This window comes from Luteolibacter arcticus (genome assembly GCF_025950235.1).
GTDB classification, from domain to species: Bacteria; Verrucomicrobiota; Verrucomicrobiia; order Verrucomicrobiales; family Akkermansiaceae; genus Haloferula; species Haloferula arctica.
Map to the genome: position 1 here is coordinate 55,640 of NZ_JAPDDT010000001.1, position 18,186 is coordinate 73,825.

The following is an 18,186-nucleotide window of genomic DNA, read 5'->3' on the forward strand; positions in this document are numbered from 1 at the left end:
AGCGGCCGCGTCACTTCGCGCTCCCGGACTCAGGGTATCGGACCGGTTTAAATCATCGCCTTTCCGCCCCTCCCATCGGTCTCGTCCCGGGAGAGTCGGTCATTGAGGCACCATTCTATCAAGCGCCGCACATCCGCAGGGGTGACCGCCTCCGAGGCGAAGCGTGGACAAAGAAACCGCTTCCAAGTCCCACCCGTCTCCGCACCCGCAAAGTGTTGACCGATAATGACGACGTATTCTTCTCCCTCGTTCTGATGCAGCGCGTATTTGGCGATGAACTTCTTGTCAGAGGAAATGACACTGAGAGTCGGCCCCGCTGCATCGTGATCCGAAACGTACCAAACATAGGACCTGCCTCCGACTGTGACCTTTCTTCGACCTTTTGTTGAGACTGCCATTGGAGGACTCCTGTTGTTTCGACGCTACTGCCGGCTGGCGGGAGGATCAAGACAGGAGGCGGAAGATGCAACGAAGCCCCATCTGGCAGACCTCCCGCCTTTCACACCTTCTCCTCTTCGTCCCACCCGGCCGGTACATACATCACCCGCACGAAATTCTCCTTTAGCTTCTCGTTCCGGAGATGGCGGCCGGTTTTTCGTTCCATGACCCTTCGCCAGATCTCGTTGGTGCGGAAGAACTCGCCGCCGCGACGGAGGAAGCTGTGCTTCTCCTCATAGATCTTGTAGGTCTCGGCGATTTCGCGGTCGGACCGGAGTTCTCCCCACAGGTCGGTGGCGGTCATCCAGATCCGGAACTGGAAGGTCTCCGAGGTGTCGTTCCGGAAACAGAGGTCGACGTAGTTGTAGAAAACCGCGCAGCCGGTGCCGAAGGGCATGCTGCGGTTCTGGTCGGGAAAGGGATCGAAGCTGTGGGCGCTCCTCTCGGTGACGGTCAGCGGGCTGTGCAGAACGAGCCAGTGGAGCAAATTAGCCATCTGGCAGATCCCGCCGCCGACTCCGGAGCGGGCTTGGCCCATCGATAGCTCCATTCCTTCCAGGAATCCGCGCTGACGGGTCGGTTTGCCGACCAACCGGCAGAAGGAAAAGACCTCCCCGGGCGCGATCCTCACGCCATCGATGAGCGGCGTGACGATCCCGATGTTCACCACCTTGTTCAACTGGAGCTGGAGGTCCGAATCGCCGAGCACTTTGACGAGCCGCGACGAGTGGCGTTTCACGAGGCAGGAGAGCATCTCGGGATGCTGGCGAGCCATCAGGTCCCGGTTCTGATGCCACGCAATACTCCGTCTCAGCCGGTGGTAGCCCACCGCGAGGCGGTAGAGCAGGGGATGCCGATGGCTGAGGAGTTTTCCCATCTTCGACGACGAAGAGGGAGTCTCGCATGATCCCGAGGGGTGGAGCAACTCCTCGCTTTTCCTTCACCAAGAATTCACGCGTGGCGAGTTGGTTGAACAACTTCGGTTATTGAAGCCGTTTTAATGCCGTGAAATTGACCTTCGCTGCCCTGCTTCTGGCTTTCCCGCTTCACGCGAGCCCCCAAGACGAAATCTCCGCCAAGGTTCCGGCGGCCAAGGCCATCCTCGACGCGTGGCAGGCGAAGGAACCGGCCAGAGCGGAGAAGAAGGTTCACATCGTTTACTGGACGCCCTCGGACCGCGAGCCGGCCCCGCAATATCAGGAGCGGCTCGGGGCGATCATGGAGGACATCCGCGATTTCTATGCGAAGGAGATGAAGCGCCTCGGTTTCGGGCCGCTGACCGTTCGCCTCGACTACGCTGACGACGGGAAGATGAAGGTCCACGTGGTGAAGGGCCGCCAGCCGTATGCGAAGTACGACGTGCAATCGGGCGGTCCGATCCGCAATGAGTGCCTTACGACCTTGCGCGCCGCGGGCATCGACCCGGAGAAGGAGACGATCGTGATTTTCTGCAACATGTCGAACTGGGACGCGGAGAAGTCCGTCATTACCCAGAACAGTCCCTATTACGCGGGCGGCAGCAATCGCCAGGGCACTGCGTGGCAGGTGGACTCGCCGATCCTCGATCTCGGCTCGCTGGCCAAGAAGGAGCCGCGGGTGAAGGACGGCCAGTACGGCGACATTTCCATCGGCCGCTACAATTCGATCTTCATCGGCGGGGTTTGCCACGAACTCGGCCACGCCCTCGGGCTCCCTCACAACAAGCAGCGTCCCGATGAAGAGACCGCCTTCGGCACGGCGCTGATGGGTAGCGGCAACCGCAGCTACGGCGAGAACCTGCGCGGCGAGGGCAAGGGCTCGTTCCTCACGCTTGCCCACGGCTTGAAGCTGGCCTCCCACCCGATCTTCTGCGGCTCGGTCAAGGGGATCGAGCGCCCGGCCAATGCCGCCCTCAAGGATGTGGCCATCGCTACCCAGGGCAGCACCTTCACCTTCAGCGGAACGGTCACGGCGGATCCGCCACCGTATGCCGTGCTCGGTTACATGGACCCCGAAGGCGGCGGCGACTATGATGCTACGACCTGCACCGCAATCCCGGATGCCTCGGGGAAATTCACGCTGCAGGCCAACGCGCTCGCGGCGGGCAAGCCCGGTGTTTTCCGCGTGGTGGTGGTGCAGGCGAACGGTGCCGCGAGTTCGTTCGCCGGAGCCAGCACGCCATTCACGTATCCCTATCTGGTGGCGAAGGACGGCGAGGTCGATCTTTCGGCGAGCCAGGCCCGCTTGCAGCTCTCGCCCCTGATCGAGGCCGTCAACAAGCGCGACGCTGCGGCTGCCGCGAGCGCCTTGGCCGCGGTTCAGTTCGCGAAGCCGACGCCGGCTGTGTTGGAAGCTGCCAAGGTTCGCGCCGGCACGCTCTCGGCGACGCCCGGGCCTTCGCCCGCCGAGGAAAAAACAGCCACGGTCTGCCGTCTTTCCGATGCCCGGCCCGCATCTGCCAATGTGGGTTGGGGGCGGCCTGCCTATAACATCCTGCCCGGCAGCGATCTGTTGTTCTCGTGCGGTTCGCGGCTCTTCGCCCGCGGCATCTATGCCCACGCGCCGGCCGTTCACACCTGGCAACTCGGCGGGAAGTGGAAGACCTTGAACGGACACGCCGGCCTGCCCGATGGCAACGATGGCGGCTCCTGCGTCTTTGTGGTGAAAGCCGATGGCAAGGAGCTGTGGCGCTCCAAGAAGACTGAATCAGGCACGCTGCGGAGCTTCAACCTTAACGTGGAAGGCGTGAACACGCTTGAGCTGGAAGTCGACAATGCCGGGGACGGCAATAGCTCCGACTGGGGCTGCTGGTTCGATCCCGAACTGACTCGCTAAGGTCGGGAGTTTTTTGGGACTGGGATGGATAGGATAGGAGGAGAGCTAGGCTCGCGGCAGGATGCCGCAGCGAATTTCAAAATCCCATCCATCCCATCCATCCTAGTATCTCATTCCTGAGAGGCCGACCTAGGGAGAGCGCGGTCACGTCGCTGTGCGCCGCGCGGTCACTTCGAGGCCGCCGTGGAGCTTGTGGCCAAGCACGAATTCCTCGCGGGTCGTCTCGTGCTTTTCATTCGAGCCATATTCGAGGCGCACAGTTACGACGCCGGCGTCATTGGTGACGCTGAGGATGCGGAAGACCGGTTCCTTACGCAGGCGGAGGAAGCAGAACAGCGGCACGTCCGGATGATGGGCGTTCCACAGCCACTGCGCGGGGAAAAAATCGGGCACGTCTGCGAGGGCGGAGAAGATCGCGCGGATCCTTTTTTCGCCATGCCGTCCGGCGAGGCGTGAGGCGGTCTTCTTTGCCAGCAGGCCTTCCCACCAAGCGGCGAGCGGGTTCTCACTCGCCTCCACCACTTCCTCGATCAAGGTGCGGGCGTGAAACGCCATTGCCGCATGCAACTGCTCCCGGGTCATCAGCCCGGCTTCGAAGTCTTCGAAGAGCTGTGGCGGGGTGCGAAGCATACGGAGGATTGAAGGTCCAAGTTAAAAGTTCCGAGTGCCAAGAAAGGCAGAAATGGCATTCGGTCTATCGACGGTTGCTTGGAACCTGGAACTTTTTACTTCGCACTTCATCGGACGGGTAGCCTCTCGCTGAGGGCGGTGGCGATTTGTTGGAAGGCGGCCGAGACCGGATGCTCGGCGGGCGGGATGAGCGCGACCGGGGTGCCAGCATCGCCGCGTTCGCGGGTCTGCGGGTCGATGGGGATTTGCGCCAGGAGCGGGACATTCAGAGTGGCTGCTTCGCGCACGCCGCCGCCTTCGCCGAAAAGATAGTAGCGCTGGCCATGATCGCACTCGAACCACGCCATGTTTTCCACGAGGCCGAGGATGGGGACGTTCACTTTCGCGAACATCGCCACCGCCTTGCGCGCGTCGATCAGCGCCATTTCCTGTGGCGTGGTCACGATCACGGTGCCATCGACCGCTACCGTCTGGACGATGGTGAGCTGGATGTCGCCAGTGCCGGGCGGCAGGTCGAGAATCAGGTAGTCAAGTTCTCCCCACTCCACCTGACGCAGGAATTGCTGGGTGTAGCGGGTGGCCATCGGGCCGCGGACGATGACCGGCGAGCGGTCTTCCAGCAGGAAGCCCATCGACATCAGCTTGAGGCCATAGGCCTCGATCGGGATGATCTCGTCCTGCGCGTTCGCCATCGGGCGCTCGTGGCTGCCGAACATCTGGGCGACCGAGGGACCGTAGAGATCGCAATCGCAGAGGCCAACCTTGGCGCCGCTTTTGGCAAGGGCGACCGCGAGGTTGGCGGCGACCGTGGATTTCCCGACGCCGCCCTTGCCGGAGGCCACGGCGATGATGCGCTTCACGCCGGGGATGGAGGACTTGCCCTGGACATCGCCGCTGCCGCCGCCTTGCTGACCTTGGGGCTCCTTGACCTCGATCTCGATTTTCACCGTGCCGACTTCGGGCAGGGGATCGAGGATGGCATGGCATTCCTTGAAAATCTGCTCGGGAACCTTCGGGTCCTTGGTGGCGATCTCGATGCGGACGTTCAGCACGCCGTTCTCGTGACGGATGTCCTTCACGAGGCCGAAGGAGACGATGTCCCGGGAAAAGCCGGGGTAGCGGACGTGGCGGAGGGCTTCCTTGATGAATTCGGGACTCACGGCGGCGAAAGCAAGGGCGCGTTCTCCCGTCCTGTCAACCCGGGGGGAGACGCAAAAGAACGAACCGCGAGACGCGGAGGTCGCAGAGGAGATCGCGGAGGCCGGGAAAATGGATCGACAACGAAACGAGCGAAATTGGCGAAATTTGAATGTCTCCGGGTTGGCCCGGATTTCATTTCGTTCGTTTCGCCGGTTTCGTTGTTCATCTCTGCGTTTCCTCTGCGACCTCCGCGTCTCCGCGGTTCGTTCCATCGCGTAGGCACGGGCCTTGACGCGGGAGAGGGGAGCCGGAACGCTGGCCGGGTGATCGAGGCCACGAATTTGCACCGCAGCTACCGCATCGGGAAAAAGAGCATCGAGGTGCTGCACGGCATCGAGTTGCACATCGCGCGGGGCGAGCGGGTCTTCCTCTGCGGGCCCAGCGGGGCGGGCAAGACGACGCTGCTCTACACACTGGCCGGTCTCGAGCGCCCCGAGCAAGGCGCGGTGAATATCGATGGCACCGATCTTTATTCGCTGGGGCCGAAGAAGCAGGCCGCCTTTCGCAATGCCAAGATCGGCTACATCTTCCAGAATTACCTGCTGCTGCCGGAACTGACCGCGTTGGAAAACGTGCTCGTGCCCGGGGCGATCGGCGGTCGGGACGCCAGTGAAGCGGCCATGGCCGCGCTGACTCGCGTCGGGCTGGCGGATCGCGCCGAGCACCTTCCGGCCGAGCTTTCCGGCGGTGAGCAGCAGCGGGTGGCCATCGCCCGCGCCTTGGTGAATCACCCGCCGGTGCTGTTTGCCGACGAGCCGACCGGAAACCTGGACTCCCGCAACAGCGCGGAGGTCATGGAACTGCTGCTTGGCTTGGCCGCCGAAAGCGACACGACGGTGGTGGTGGTGACCCACGACGAGCAACTCGCCACCAGAGGCGATCGCAAGCTGGTGATCAAGGATGGCTCGATCACCGACGGCTCGGCGGTGAAATCACCGGCGTAAGCAGCGATTTCGGTTTGGCGATTGCCCATGGTGGCAATCGAGCGCCAAGGATCGCACTTGCCCTCGGGGCGGTGCTCTCCTTCTTTCGGGCACCCCATGTCCGAAGATGCTCCTGCCGAAATCCCCGCCGCCCCGGAATCCCCGGAGCCAGCGCCCGGATTTCGCCGGGACATGATGGTGCTGACGAAGATGCGGCTGAATGTCTTCGTCCTCATCACCACCTTCTTCGGCTTCCTGCTCGCCTCGCGCGGCCACGGCCTTGATTTCTGGCGGCTGGTCCACACGTTGATCGGCACCGCGGCGGCGGCGTTCGGCTCGGCGGCTTTCAACCAGCTCATGGAGGTGGATCTGGACGCCCGCATGAAGCGCACGGCGAATCGCCCGCTGCCCTCGCGGCGGATGGATCCGCTGTTCGCCTTCGGCGTGGGTTGGATGCTTTCGGCCGCGGGGATCATTCATCTCGCGGTGAAGATCGGCATGTGGCCCGCCGTTTTGGCGGCGATCACGGTGGCCGTTTACGTCTTCGTTTATACGCCGCTGAAGCGGATCAGCAGCACGAACACGCTGGTCGGTGCCATTCCCGGGGCGATTCCGCCGATGATCGGCTGGACCGCGGCGGGCGGGGCTTTCGATGGCGGCGCGTGGTTTCTGTTCTCGCTGCTCGCGCTGTGGCAACTCCCGCACTTCGTGGCGATCAACTGGCTGTGCCGCGAGGAATACGAGAATGCCGGCTACAAGATGTGGTCGGATGGCGACGTCAGCGGCCGCCGCAGCGGTCTGCTCGCGGCGATTTTCTCGCTGGGCCTTGCCGCGCTGCCGGTGTGGCCGTGGCTCGCGGGTTGGACGCCGGGGTGGAAAGGTCACGTGGCCCTCGGTGGCGGGGTGCTGGCCGGTCTCGTCATGGCGGCCCTTGCGGGGCGTTTCATGCGGGATGGCGAACGCCCGTCGTTCCGCCGGCTTTTCCTGTTCACGCTGCTCTATCTGCCGCTGGAGCTTGGATTGCTTGCCATCGCGTGGGGCTAGTCTAGTTTCCGCCGCCCCATGAGGACGCCTGCTGAACCACTGGTCCCCGCCGAGCGCGACCCGCGCAAGCTGCGGAAGACCGCGCTGTGGCTATTTGTCATCATGATCGCCAGCGGCATCGGCATCTACACGGCCTATGTGAAATGGGGCCACCGGCAGGCGCAGGATCAGGCGGAGCACGCGCGGCCGGGCATCGTCGGCCGAATCGACAACAAGTCGGAATTCGGCGTGGTGCGTCAGGATGCCAGCGGTGCCAAGATTTCCGACCTCTTCGGCAAGGTATGGGTCGTGTGCGGGGTCTCGGTCAAACAGCCGGACACCTGGAAGGCTACGCGCGAGGTGCTGCTGCGGCTGAACCAAAAATACGCGGGTCGCGACGACTTCCGCATCGTCTGCTTCACCGTCGATCCGAATCAGGAAGATCCGGCCGTGCTGGATGCCGCGGCGAAGGAGATCGGCGCCGGTCTGCCGAACTGGTGGTTCGTCGGGGCGGGGGAGCAATACGTCCACAAGTTCCTCAAGAACCAGCTCAAGCTCGGCATCATGCCGCACCAGAAGGACGGCAAGTGGGTCTATGATTCGTCGGTCACGCTGATCGACCGCGACCGTCATATTCGCCGCGCGGTCGTTCCGCAAAAGCGTGGTGGACCGCCTTACGTCGCCGCCTTCGATTTTGCCCAGGCCGCCGAGTGGGATGCCGCGGGGAAGAAGACAGGAATCGACAAGACCAACACCGAGCAACTCGAGTTCCTGCTGGTGCAGACCATCGAGGAGCTTCTCGCCCAACCCGTGACGCCATGAACGACCGAGGGAAAATCTTTGCGATCTACGGCACCGTGGCCGTGTTGTCCGCAGTGATCATCGGCACCGCGATGTTCCTCGGCAACCAGGTACCAGAGCAGCCGCAGCCGGTCTTCCACGACGCGGGTGCGGAGAAGGTGGAGACGTTTTTCCAAATCCCAAAGGACTTCTCCGGCGTCAATCAGGCCGGGCAGCAGGTCAAGCTCTCCGACCTCAAGGGCAAGGTTTGGCTGGTCGCGGAGTTCTTCGCGGTATGCCCGCACTGTGCCGTCCGCAATGGACAGGAGCTCAAGTCACTCTTCGACGAGTTCAAGGATCACCCCGATTTCCACATCACGTGCATCTCGGTGGATCCCACGACGGACACGCCCGAGCGGCTGGTGGAATACTCGAAAGCTCTTGGTGCGGATCCCGCGCGCTGGTGGTTCATGAGCCACCCGAACGAGAAGGAGACTCACGAGTATCTTGAGAAGGAGCTGAAGTTCATCCGGGTTCAGGAGCGGCTGGATCCAGCAGACCGCGAAGCCAATGGGCGATTCCAGCATGACATGTCCATCTCGCTGGTGGACCGCGAATGGAATGTCATCGGCAAGTGGAACCTCTACGGTGCGCGTTCTGAAGAAGGCCGCAAGCAGGACCCCGAGGCGTATGAACGGATGAAGGCGGAACTCACCGGCCGCCTGAGCGAAGAACTCGAGAAAAACGAAACCGCCGGCATCGAGAATCTGGAAGAAGAGCCGGCCGACGATGTGATCCCTGACGATGAGTGACGAACGCAAGGAATGGCTTTCACGCCCGCCACAAGAGGCACTTTCAAAGAAACTGGTGGTGGTCGCCTGGATCCTGACGGGTGCGGTGCTGATTCTGGTGGGACTGATGCGGCAGCCGAACCTGCGCATCCCGCTTCCTGAGGGCTGGAGCTTCACTTTTCTCCCGCCAGTCCATGCGGTGCTGAACACATTGGTGTCGATCGCACTGGTCATCTCGCTGGTAGCCGTGAAGCAGGGCAAGATCTCACTGCACCGCAACGCCATCTTCGCCGCGATGGGCCTCTCGGTGGCGTTCCTGCTTTGCTACGTGGCGTATCATTTCACCACCGAGGAGACCCGCTACGGTGGCACCGGCGCGATGCGCGGCATCTACTTCTTCCTGCTCATTTCCCACATCACGCTGGCCGGTATCAGCCTGCCTTGCATCCTGCTCACCTTCATCGCCGGTTGGACGAATCGCTTCGCCGCTCACCGCCGGCTCGCCAAGTGGGTGTTCCCGCTGTGGCTTTACGTGGCCGTCACCGGCCCGATCTGCTACCTGATGCTCAAGCCCTACTACTGACGCAGTAGTTCCACTCCCATGAAAATCCTCGGATATCGCGACGCCGACTACGACTCCTTCGTCAAGCGCCTCAATCGCCGCGCCCTGCCGACGCATGATGTCCGCGATCTGGTGAGCGAGATCATCGCCGCGGTGGCACGTCAGGGAGACAAGGCGCTGGTCGCCTACGCCAAGCGCTTCGACAACGTGCTACTGAAGGAGAAGCAGCTCTTCCTCACTCCGGACGAACTCGCCGCGGTCAAGGTCGCGCCATCGACCCGCAAGGCGATTGCCGCGTCGCTGAAGAACATCACCGCCTTCGCGAAGAAGGGCCTGCGCAAGGATTGGTCGATGCGGAATACCGAGGGCGCGATTGTGGGCGAGCGCTTCCAGCCTTTCGACCGCGTCGGCGTGTATGTGCCCGGTGGCAAGGCGCCGCTCGTTTCCACCGCGCTGATGACCGCTGGTTTCGCAAGAGCCGCAGGCGTGCCGGAAATCCTCGCGGCCACGCCCTGCGGACCGGATGGCACGGTGAATCCCGAACTTCTCTACGCCCTGAAGGCCGCGGGTGTGACCGAGATCCTCAAGATCGGCGGCGCCCAGGCGATTGCCGCGATGGCGCTCGGCACCAAGACCGTGCGCCCGGTGGACCGCATCTTCGGCCCCGGCAACCGCTTCGTGGTGGAGGCCAAGCGCCAGCTCTTCGGTGCGGTGTCGATCGACCTGCTGCCCGGCCCCAGCGAGATCCTCATCATTTCCGACAAGACGGGGAACCCGGACTACATCGCCGCCGACCTGCTGGCCCAGGCCGAGCACGGCGGCGACAGCGTGATCGGCTTCATCACTGATTCGAAAGCGCTCATTGGCAAGGTCGTGAAGGCGATCGAACGCCAGCTCGAAACGCTGAGCCGCGCCCGCTACATCCGCGAGGTGCTCAAGCAGGCGACCTTCATGATGCAGGTCCGCAGCATGGCCGAGGCTGTGGCGATCTCCAATGACTTCGCCGCCGAGCACGTGTCCTTTATCTGTGCGGAGGAGAAGAAGTGGCTGCCGCAGATCCGCACCGCCGGTGCGATCTATCTCGGCAATGACTCGCCGGTGGCGGTAGGGGATTTCCTTGCCGGTCCCAGTCACACCTTGCCGACCGGTGGCAGCGGCCGTTCGTTCTCCGGCTTGCGCGCGGATCAATTCCAACGCCGCACCAGCATCGTGAAGCTCGACAAGAGGTCGGTGAGAAAGTCGCTGGGCGTGGTCGAGGAGTTCGCGCGCATCGAGGGGCTGGATGCACACGGTCGCTCGACGGCGATCCGGTGCGAGTGAGTAGGTTTCGCTTGGATCGGGAAGAGTCGCTTTCCAACTCGCCTTCGTCGATGGCTTGCTTAGCGTCATCGCGTGGCGCGCCGTTATGATCACGTCGACCTGAGAGTCCGCAGCTTGGCCGTGGCACGGCCATTCTATCTGTCGCTGCTGCCCGCGCTGGGATTCACGCGGGACGACAGCAACGAGAAGTGGCTTGAGTTCGAAAGCGAGGACGGCGGCGTAGCGGACTACTTTGCGGTCACCGAGTCACATGACCATGTGCCGGGGCAAAACCGGATTGCCTTCTGGGCGGCTTCTCCTGCGGTAGTGGATCGATTGGCTGAGATCGTGATCAAGAGCGGAGGCAACAATGTCGAAGGACCCGGCTACGAAGCGCCCTACTACTACGCGGTGTTCTTCGAGGATCCCGATGGAAATCGTTTTGAAATCTGCCACCGGACGAGAAACTAAGGGCTCTCCGTCAGGTTTGCTAGGGCCGTGTTCTCTGATTCGGACAGGATCTCACGGGCGCTGGCCGTTCAGTAAAGGCGGAGCCTTTCAACCATAAGGAGCCGGGACCTTACTGTCCCGGTGATTCCCGTGCACACTTTTCCCACGACGTCTTGAGGCGAGGCGAAGAGGCCGGTCTGTCCAAAGCGACAGTAAGGTCGCTGCTCCCTACTCCCGAAAAGAGAGCCGCGCAAAGCGTTAGTGGCGCTTCTCAACGTATCGGTCCACCGCTTCCCAGAAGTTGTAGGTGCCTCCGCGTCCTTGGAGGCTGCTATAGGTGATCACGCGAGCGAACGAACTCCAGATGGGCAGGGTCAGGAGCGCTACCACTGAGAATTCGCGAGCCAGCTTCGATGGTATTCGCCGGATGATGGCGTAGCTGGCGCTTCCAATTCCGAGGAAGGCAGCGGTGTAGATCAGGACATGAATCGCTATCCAAATCGACAGCAGACCAGAGCCGATGTGGAGCATGAGCGCGGAGACCGGTTCGATGCAGACGATCAAGCCGCCAAAATAGATGACGGGCACGAATGCGATGCACGCCGATACAAAGCAGATGAGGAAGTGGCGACGGTTCAGTAGCATGCGCCATCGAGTCACTCCCCGATGTGATGCTCCGGAAGTTCCGGTGAAGTCGCTGCGAATTGCAGACGAAGGCGGCTACCCGGCAGCCAACAACAAAGCGCCCTTGATTCCGGCCTGCTGGCCGAGCATTGGAGGGACCACGTAGGGCTTCGCTTCGATCGGCGAAAAGTATCCGGCCGCGATCTCGCCGAGGATGCGCTCGGTCTTCTCGTGGAAGCCATCTGCTTGCGACACGCCGCCGCCGATGATCACGCGCGATGGCGAGACGATGCCTAACAGGGCCAACACGCAGTGGGCGAGATACCATGCTTCGGTTTCCCATGCCGGGTGATCGGCGGGCAATTCCGCCGCGGGCTTGCCCCAGCGCGCTGCGATCGATGGACCACTTGCCAGGCCTTCAAGGCAATCGGCGTGAAACGGACAGACGCCCGCGAAATCATCACCCGGAGCACGCGGCACCTTGAAGTGCCCGGACTCGGGATGGAGGGCACCGTGAACCAAGCGACCTCCGCTCAAGATCCCCGCACCGATCCCGGTGCCAATGGTGATGTAGGCCACATCGTCCAGGCCTTGGGCCGCACCGAGCCGAGCCTCGGCAAGGGCGGCGGCATTCACGTCGGTTTCCAGTGTTAGACGGGCTTGCGGAAAAGCTGCGGCCAATGAGTCGATGATGGAGAATCCCGCCCATCCCGGTTTCGGAGTGGCGAGCAGCTTCCCATACGAGGGGCGACCGGGAACGACGCCCAAGGGGCCGAAGGCCGCGATGCCGATGGCTTGTGGTTCGCCGCGTTCGCGCAGCCACTCGATCGCCCGGCCGATCGTTTCCGCAGGCGTGGTGGTTGGAAAGCGCCACTCTTCACGCACCTCGCCGACCGCGGTGCCGGTGGCCACCACGGTTTTCGTTCCGCCGAGTTCGATACCTGCAATCATGATTCAGTCTAACAGGCCGCCGCGGCGGCCAAGGCTTCGCGGGTCAGTCGCGTGATCTCATCCCACTTGCCCTCGTTGACGAGTTGTTTGTCCACCATCCACGAGCCGCCGATGGCCGCGACGACCGGCAGCTTGAGGTAGTTCGCTAGGTTGCCCGAGGTGATGCCGCCGGTCGGGATGAATTTCACACCGGTATGGCCGTAGGGACCGGCGAGGGCCTTGAGCATGCCGGTGCCGCCCGCCGTTTCCGCGGGGAAAAATTTCAGCAGCTTGCAGCCGAGCGAGAGCGCCTGCTCGACATCGCTCGGGGTCATCACGCCCGGTGAGAATTGCAGGCCGATGGCATTGGCCTTGGCGATGGTCCGCGGATTCAAGCCGGGCGCGAGGCCGAAGACGGCACCGGCGTCCTTGGCGCGCTGGACTTGCTCGTCCTCAAGCAGCGTGCCCGCACCTAACAGCACCTCCGGAAAGCGCGCGGCGATGCGCTTGATGCACTCCTCCGCGGCGGCGGTGCGGAAGGTGATTTCCATGATGTCGAGGCCACCGGCAAGCAGGGCTACGGCCAATGGCTCGGCGTCATCGGCACGGTCGAGCACGACGACGGGGACGATGCGCTTGGAGAGGATGCGGTCGAGCATGTCCAAGAGTCTGCGGGCGAGACGGAGCTGCCAAGACCGCTCCGTGCCAGCGGAAGCTAAACGTGGAAACCCGGTCGTGTCATAGGAGCGGAAATCCGTCCACCTGGCACTTCCATACTGGGCCGGATTTTCAAGGCGACGGTGGCGCACGGACCTGCTCGCATGCCACCGCATGAAAGACGAATTGCTTCTGCGATTGGAGTCCTTCGAAATCGATGAACCCGGTGCCACCTTTCCCTTCAGCGCCCGGCTGGCGCGGGAAAACGGCTGGACCCGCGGCTTCGCCCTCCGCGTGATGGCGGAATACAAGCGCTTCGTATGGCTGGCCATTCGGGCCGGTCATCCGGTGACCCCGTCCGAGGAGGTCGATGAAGCGTGGCACCTCCACCTCTGCTACACCCGCTCCTACTGGGATGGGATGTGCGGTGGAATCCTCGGCAAGCCGCTCCACCACGGTCCGACCGAGGGTGGGAAGAGGGAGGACGAGAAGTTCGCCGGCTGGTATGCGCGGACCTTGGAAAGCTACCGCGCCCATTTCGGCGAGGAGCCACCCGCCGACATCTGGCCGCCGCTGGCGATCCGTTTCAGTCCCGCGACGACCCGCAAGGTGGACGCCGCGACGCACTGGATCGTCCCGAAGCGGACCGCCAAGCGGGTGCTACTCGGCTCGGCCGCGGTGGCGACGCTTCCGGCGCTGGCCGGTTGCACGAACCTTCTCGCTGCGACGGGTCCGGAGGGGCTGTTTTGCTTTTTCGGCATGGCGCTCTTCCTCGTGGTCATTGTCGTCGTCTCGAAAAGGGGAGGAAGGGGTGGGAATGGCTGTGGCTCCGGCGGCGGCACGACTTCCTCCTGCGGCGGCGGGGGCTCATCCGGCTGCGGCAGCAACGGGGGCGATGGCGGATCTTCTTCCGGGTGCGGTTCCTCCGGATGCAGCTCGTCGGGCTGCGGGGGCGGCGGCGGGGGAGGTGGCGATTGAGTCACTCAGTCCGCTCGAAGGCCATTGGCGCGGGTTCCAGCGACCTGAGGAAGAACTGGCACAGGTCGGCGTAGAGCGCGTGCGAGCCGGTGGCCAATACCTGTTTGTGGTCCGCGCCCTTTACTACCCGGAATTGCTTCCGGCGGTCGGGCACGGCGGCGAAGATCTCCTTTGCTTGCTCGATGCCGATGTAGCGGTCGCGGTCGCCGTGGGCGATCATGACCGGCAGGTGGAGTTTCGCCGCAGCCTCGACCGGCTTCACGTCGGCGGGCCAATAGCCGGCCCGCATTCTAGTCACGCAGCTCACGCTTAGGGCGACCGGCGTACAGCAGAAGTGGAAGCGCTTCGGCAAGATCGACTCCGCCGCGCGTCGCACCGGGCGATCCAGCGAGGCGAAGGTGGCCACGCTGGCGACGCCCGCCCATTTCGCCGGCTCGCGCGCCGCTGCCTGCAGCGCGATGGCGCCGCCTTGCGAGACGCCGAACAGGCAGGCGGGCGTGGCTGTAAAGCGGAACTTGGTGGCTGCTTCCGCTAGCGCCTGCCCGGCCAGCTCGGATTCGCTCAGGCCAAAGGTGCCGATCGTTCCGGGATGGTCGCCTTGGCCCGGGATATCGATCAGCAGGCAGCGGAAACCGGCGGCGCAGAAGCGCTCGCAGATCGGCAGGTGGTCCTCCTTCCGGCCGCTGTGGCCGTAGAACATCACGATGGTCCCCAATTGGGCTCCCCACGGCGGCAGGGCCACGCCCCGGCGCTGGAGTTCATCCCGGACGAGGCGGCCCTTTTCCGCCTTGCCGGGTTTCTTCACACCGGTGACCAGCAGGCAGGGCGTCTGGTCCGCGGTGGTGAATGGCTCCACCCTCAGGCCGAACTCCGCCGGACGGGCCAGGATTTCGCGGTGGTAGTCCTGCAAGGCACGCCGCTGCGGCGAGATCAGCCGCCCGGAGCCCCACCAGCCGGTGGCGAAGAGCGCGGCTGCGACCAGCAGCAGGGCGACGATCAACAAGCGGAAAATGACCCGGCGGAAGCGCTTCATTTGATGGCTGAGGAGAGCATCCGGCCTACGTGAAATCCGAGCGCGACTCCCGTGAAATTTGCAAGATCGCATTTGCCAGAAACGACAGTGGCGACTAGGGGATGCCCATGACTCTGCTCGCCGAGACGTCCGCCGTGATGACCAAGACCCGTGAACTCTGCGCCGCCATCGCCGATGACGCGCATTTCACGAAGCTCCAGCAGGCTGTGGAGCGCTTCCTGAGCGACGACGGTGCGCGCCTGATGTATCAGACCGTGCACCAGCGCGGCGAGGAGCTGCACCACAAGCAGCACTCCGGCGTCAAGCTCGCCCCGACCGAGATCCGCGAGTTCGAAGCCGCCCGCGACGCGCTGATGAGCAACGAAGTCGCCGCCGCTTTCCTCGATGCCCAGGACGAACTGGAGTCGCTCCAGAAGACCATCGGCAAGTATGTCAACATGACCCTCGAACTCGGCCGCGTGCCGACCGAGCAAGACATCGCCGAGTCCGAAAAAGGCGGCTGCTGCGGTGGCGGCGGCTGTGGCTGCTGAGCCCGGTCTCTATCCGGCTAATTTCTTCGTCGCCCGGGCGGCTTCTTCACGGAAGCCGCCCGATGCTTTTGTGGGACTACTCAGCCGCGTTCGGAACGGCCTTCGGCTTCATCTTCGCCTTCACAAACTCGATGATGATTGGGAGCACCGAAATCCCGATGATGGCGAGAACGACGATTTCGAAATGGTCTTTTACCACGATGTGACGTCCGCCAATCGTGAACTCCGCGTTCCCGAGGAACCATCCGGCCGGCAAGAGAAGGCCGACCCAGAGGACTGCTCCGATCACGTTGAAGGACATGAACCGCTTGTAATCCATCTCGCCCGAGCCGGCTACGAAGGGAGCGAAGGTGCGGACGATCGGGACAAAGCGGGCGAGAATGATGGTCTTGCCGCCGTATCGAACGAAGAATTCGTTGGTCTTTGCGATGTGCTCGGGCTTCACGATGCGCGGGAATTTTCGCATCATCCACTGCCCGCATTTGCGGCCGATCCAGTAGTTCGCTGTATCTCCGAGGATGGCCGCTACAAGGAGAACGATCGCGGCGATCCAGACGTTCAGGCCGGCACTCGGGTCGGCGGCCAAGGCTCCGACGGCGAACAAGAGTGAATCTCCCGGCAAAAATGGAGTGACCACGAGGCCGGTTTCGCAAAAGACGATCAGGAACAGCAGCGCATAGACTAACCCACCATAGTCACTGGTGAACTGGGTGAGGTGCTCTTGGATGTGCAGGATGAAATCGATGATTTCCTTCATGTGTTCTCGGGGCGGGGGTCGCGGCTGAGCAACTCGTGCATGGCACGGGCGGCGGGCTTGCCTTGGTAGAGGATCGAGTAAACGGAGTCGATGATCGGCGTGCGGACGTGGGCGCGGCTGGCGGCATCGTGGATCGAGAGCGTGTTCGGCACTCCTTCCGCGACCATGCCGAGTGACGTGGTCGCTTCTTCAAGCGACTTGCCGTGGCCGAGGGCGAGGCCGACGCGGTGGTTGCGCGAGTGCCGGGAAAAGCAGGTGGCGATCAGGTCGCCGACGCCGGAGAGGCCGGCGAAGGTTTCCGCCCGGCCGCCGAGCGCCACGCCGAGGCGGGTCATCTCGGCCAGCGCGCGGGTGACCAGCGCGGCGATGGCATTGTCGCCCAGACCAAGTCCCGAGGCGATGCCCGCGGCGATGGCATAGACGTTCTTGATCGCGCCGCCGAGCTCGATGCCGGCGAGATCGTCGCTGGTGTAGCTGCGGAAATGCGGGGCGGTGAAGAGTTCCTGGAGGTTCCGTGCGAGCGCTTCGTCCGTCGCGCCGATGACCGCACAGGTCGCCAGATCCGCGGCGATTTCTTCGGCGTGGTTCGGGCCGGAGATCACCGCGATCGGGTTGTCCGGGAAGACATCGTGGAGGATCTCGCTCATCCGCTCGCCGGTATTGCGCTCGATGCCCTTGGCGCAGGAAAGCAGCACCGTTTCCCGCGGCAGGCCGACGAGGTCATTGGCGCACTGGCGGGTGGCGGCAGTAGGCACGCCGAATATGACCAGTGAATGGGCAGCGGCATCGGCTAGGGCGGTCGAGGCCCGAACATTCTCCGGCAGCACGATCTCCGTGAGATAGCGTGGGTTGCGGTGATGCGCGTTGATCGACTCCGCCACGGCTGCGTCGCGGCCGATCATCACCAGCGCGGAAAGCTTCGGCGCGAGCAGGACCGCCAGCGCGGTGCCAAAGGAGCCGGTGCCCAGGATGGCGGCGGAAGAAAAGGCGTCAGGCATTGGACTTCTTCTTGGGCTGGAACCGGTTCTCGGTGCCGTTCATCAGACGCTGGATATTTCCCCGGTGCTTCCAGATCGCCAATACCGCGATCACGACGGAAAAGACAAAGAGCGGTTTGTTCCAAGTGCCGGCTTCCCACAAGGTCCGGCCATCGGGGCCCTTGTGGAAACGCGCGCCGACATGGGTCAGGAGCGGCAGCGCGGCGGCGGCGGCGATGCTGGCAACGGAGACGTAGCGGGTGATGGCGAAGGCCAGCAGCCAGACGGCGATCAGCAGCACTACGGCGAACGGCATCAGGCCCAGCAGCACACCGGCCGAGGTGGCGATGCCTTTGCCCCCCTTGAAGCCGACCCACGGCGAGTAGTTGTGGCCGAGGATGGCCAGGAGCGCCGTGGCCACATGGACCAACTGGCCGGTGAGTTGTTCCGCCGCAGGCAAGTGGAGTGCGAATGCATCCAGCGCGGGGATGGGAATGCCGACCTTGCGGCCTTCGATCTGCACCAGATTCAGGGCGATCACGACCGGGATGAATCCCTTCAGCGCATCCAGGATCAGGCAGGTGATGCCGTGCTTCTTCCCGACGACCCGTAGCACGTTCGTCGCGCCGATATTGCCAGAGCCGTGCTGGCGGATGTCGATGCCCTTCATCCGGGCGATGAACAGGCCGAACGGGATCGAGCCGAGGAGAAACGCGATGAGCGGACAGAGCCAGAGCTGCATGGGCGCGGCTTGGGTAGTCGAAAGGGCGGGGGATGTCACCCCCCGAAT

Annotated in this window: 20 protein-coding genes; 10 read left to right on the forward strand and 10 right to left on the reverse strand. The window is 63.4% G+C overall.

Annotated features, from left to right (window positions below; genetic code table 11):
• Window positions 1-499: 499 nt before the first annotated feature.
• A complete protein-coding gene (locus tag OKA05_RS00195; RefSeq protein WP_264485060.1) occupies window positions 500-1,315 on the reverse strand; it encodes a VanW family protein in 816 nt (271 codons plus the stop codon).
• 128 nt (window positions 1,316-1,443) lie between these two features.
• Between OKA05_RS00195 and OKA05_RS00200 the strand changes: the two genes are divergently transcribed.
• Entirely contained in the window at window positions 1,444-3,252 is a 1,809-nt protein-coding gene (locus OKA05_RS00200) for an NPCBM/NEW2 domain-containing protein (RefSeq protein ID WP_264485061.1), read from the forward strand.
• A 144-nt stretch (window positions 3,253-3,396) separates the two neighbouring features.
• Here OKA05_RS00200 and OKA05_RS00205 read toward each other — a convergent pair whose 3' ends face one another.
• Both OKA05_RS00205 and OKA05_RS00210 read right to left on the reverse strand, forming a co-directional pair.
• Window positions 3,397-3,882: a hypothetical protein gene (locus OKA05_RS00205; RefSeq protein ID WP_264485062.1), complete on the reverse strand. Its 486-nt coding sequence runs from the start codon at window positions 3,880-3,882 to the stop codon at window positions 3,397-3,399.
• 107 nt (window positions 3,883-3,989) lie between these two features.
• The gene (locus OKA05_RS00210; protein ID WP_264485063.1) at window positions 3,990-5,042 is read right to left on the reverse strand and encodes an Mrp/NBP35 family ATP-binding protein; all 1,053 of its coding nucleotides are present in this window, start codon (window positions 5,040-5,042) and stop codon (window positions 3,990-3,992) included.
• Window positions 5,043-5,345: 303 nt separating this feature from the next.
• Here OKA05_RS00210 and OKA05_RS00215 point away from each other — a divergent pair, with 303 nt between their 5' ends.
• From OKA05_RS00215 to OKA05_RS00245, 7 genes are all read left to right on the forward strand, one after another.
• Window positions 5,346-6,026: an ABC transporter ATP-binding protein gene (locus OKA05_RS00215; RefSeq protein ID WP_264485064.1), complete on the forward strand. Its 681-nt coding sequence runs from the start codon at window positions 5,346-5,348 to the stop codon at window positions 6,024-6,026.
• A gap of 96 nt (window positions 6,027-6,122) precedes the next feature.
• Window positions 6,123-7,049 carry a heme o synthase gene (gene cyoE, locus OKA05_RS00220; RefSeq protein WP_264485065.1) on the forward strand — a complete coding sequence of 309 codons (927 nt, stop codon included), beginning with the start codon at window positions 6,123-6,125 and terminating at the stop codon, window positions 7,047-7,049.
• A gap of 18 nt (window positions 7,050-7,067) precedes the next feature.
• On the forward strand, window positions 7,068-7,850 hold the full coding sequence (locus OKA05_RS00225; protein ID WP_264485066.1) for an SCO family protein: 783 nt from the start codon (window positions 7,068-7,070) through the stop codon (window positions 7,848-7,850).
• Window positions 7,847-8,620 (forward strand): SCO family protein, encoded by a 774-nt coding sequence (locus OKA05_RS00230; protein ID WP_264485067.1) that lies wholly within the window; start codon window positions 7,847-7,849, stop codon window positions 8,618-8,620. The genes OKA05_RS00225 and OKA05_RS00230 overlap by 4 nt, the downstream gene beginning before the upstream one ends.
• Window positions 8,613-9,182, forward strand: a complete 570-nt coding sequence (locus OKA05_RS00235; protein ID WP_264485068.1) for a DUF420 domain-containing protein — start codon at window positions 8,613-8,615, stop codon at window positions 9,180-9,182. The genes OKA05_RS00230 and OKA05_RS00235 overlap by 8 nt, the downstream gene beginning before the upstream one ends.
• A gap of 18 nt (window positions 9,183-9,200) precedes the next feature.
• Entirely contained in the window at window positions 9,201-10,481 is a 1,281-nt protein-coding gene (gene hisD, locus OKA05_RS00240) for a histidinol dehydrogenase (RefSeq protein ID WP_264485069.1), read from the forward strand.
• A gap of 72 nt (window positions 10,482-10,553) precedes the next feature.
• Window positions 10,554-10,931, forward strand: coding sequence for a VOC family protein (locus OKA05_RS00245; RefSeq protein WP_264485070.1), 378 nt, complete (start codon window positions 10,554-10,556; stop codon window positions 10,929-10,931).
• Window positions 10,932-11,168: 237 nt separating this feature from the next.
• Here the strand turns inward: OKA05_RS00245 and OKA05_RS00250 are convergent, their stop codons facing one another.
• The 3 genes from OKA05_RS00250 to eda all read right to left on the reverse strand — a co-directional run bounded on the left by OKA05_RS00250 (window position 11,169) and on the right by eda (window position 13,123).
• Complete coding sequence (locus OKA05_RS00250; protein WP_264485071.1) at window positions 11,169-11,498, reverse strand: hypothetical protein; 330 nt, start codon at window positions 11,496-11,498, stop codon at window positions 11,169-11,171.
• Between the two features lie 132 nt (window positions 11,499-11,630).
• A complete protein-coding gene (locus OKA05_RS00255; RefSeq protein WP_264485072.1) occupies window positions 11,631-12,485 on the reverse strand; it encodes an ROK family protein in 855 nt (284 codons plus the stop codon).
• Window positions 12,486-12,493: 8 nt separating this feature from the next.
• Window positions 12,494-13,123, reverse strand: coding sequence for a bifunctional 4-hydroxy-2-oxoglutarate aldolase/2-dehydro-3-deoxy-phosphogluconate aldolase (gene eda, locus OKA05_RS00260; RefSeq protein ID WP_264485073.1), 630 nt, complete (start codon window positions 13,121-13,123; stop codon window positions 12,494-12,496).
• Window positions 13,124-13,295: 172 nt separating this feature from the next.
• On the opposite strand from eda, the gene OKA05_RS00265 reads away from it, so the two are divergent.
• Window positions 13,296-14,099, forward strand: a complete 804-nt coding sequence (locus tag OKA05_RS00265; RefSeq protein WP_264485074.1) for a glycine-rich domain-containing protein — start codon at window positions 13,296-13,298, stop codon at window positions 14,097-14,099.
• 1 nt (window position 14,100) lies between these two features.
• Here the strand turns inward: OKA05_RS00265 and OKA05_RS00270 are convergent, their stop codons facing one another.
• Window positions 14,101-15,132: an alpha/beta hydrolase family protein gene (locus OKA05_RS00270; protein ID WP_264485075.1), complete on the reverse strand. Its 1,032-nt coding sequence runs from the start codon at window positions 15,130-15,132 to the stop codon at window positions 14,101-14,103.
• Between the two features lie 107 nt (window positions 15,133-15,239).
• Between OKA05_RS00270 and OKA05_RS00275 the strand changes: the two genes are divergently transcribed.
• Window positions 15,240-15,662: a YlbF/YmcA family competence regulator gene (locus tag OKA05_RS00275; RefSeq protein WP_264485076.1), complete on the forward strand. Its 423-nt coding sequence runs from the start codon at window positions 15,240-15,242 to the stop codon at window positions 15,660-15,662.
• Window positions 15,663-15,738: 76 nt separating this feature from the next.
• Here the strand turns inward: OKA05_RS00275 and OKA05_RS00280 are convergent, their stop codons facing one another.
• Genes OKA05_RS00280 through plsY form a run of 3 tightly spaced genes read right to left on the reverse strand, consistent with a single transcriptional unit; the run spans window position 15,739 to window position 18,138 of the window.
• Window positions 15,739-16,419, reverse strand: a complete 681-nt coding sequence (locus OKA05_RS00280) for a DedA family protein (protein WP_264485077.1) — start codon at window positions 16,417-16,419, stop codon at window positions 15,739-15,741.
• Window positions 16,416-17,417 carry an NAD(P)H-dependent glycerol-3-phosphate dehydrogenase gene (locus OKA05_RS00285; protein WP_264485078.1) on the reverse strand — a complete coding sequence of 334 codons (1,002 nt, stop codon included), beginning with the start codon at window positions 17,415-17,417 and terminating at the stop codon, window positions 16,416-16,418. The genes OKA05_RS00280 and OKA05_RS00285 overlap by 4 nt, the downstream gene beginning before the upstream one ends.
• Window positions 17,410-18,138 (reverse strand): glycerol-3-phosphate 1-O-acyltransferase PlsY, encoded by a 729-nt coding sequence (gene plsY, locus OKA05_RS00290; RefSeq protein WP_264485079.1) that lies wholly within the window; start codon window positions 18,136-18,138, stop codon window positions 17,410-17,412. Before plsY ends, OKA05_RS00285 begins: the two co-directional genes overlap by 8 nt.
• Window positions 18,139-18,186: the final 48 nt, after the last annotated feature.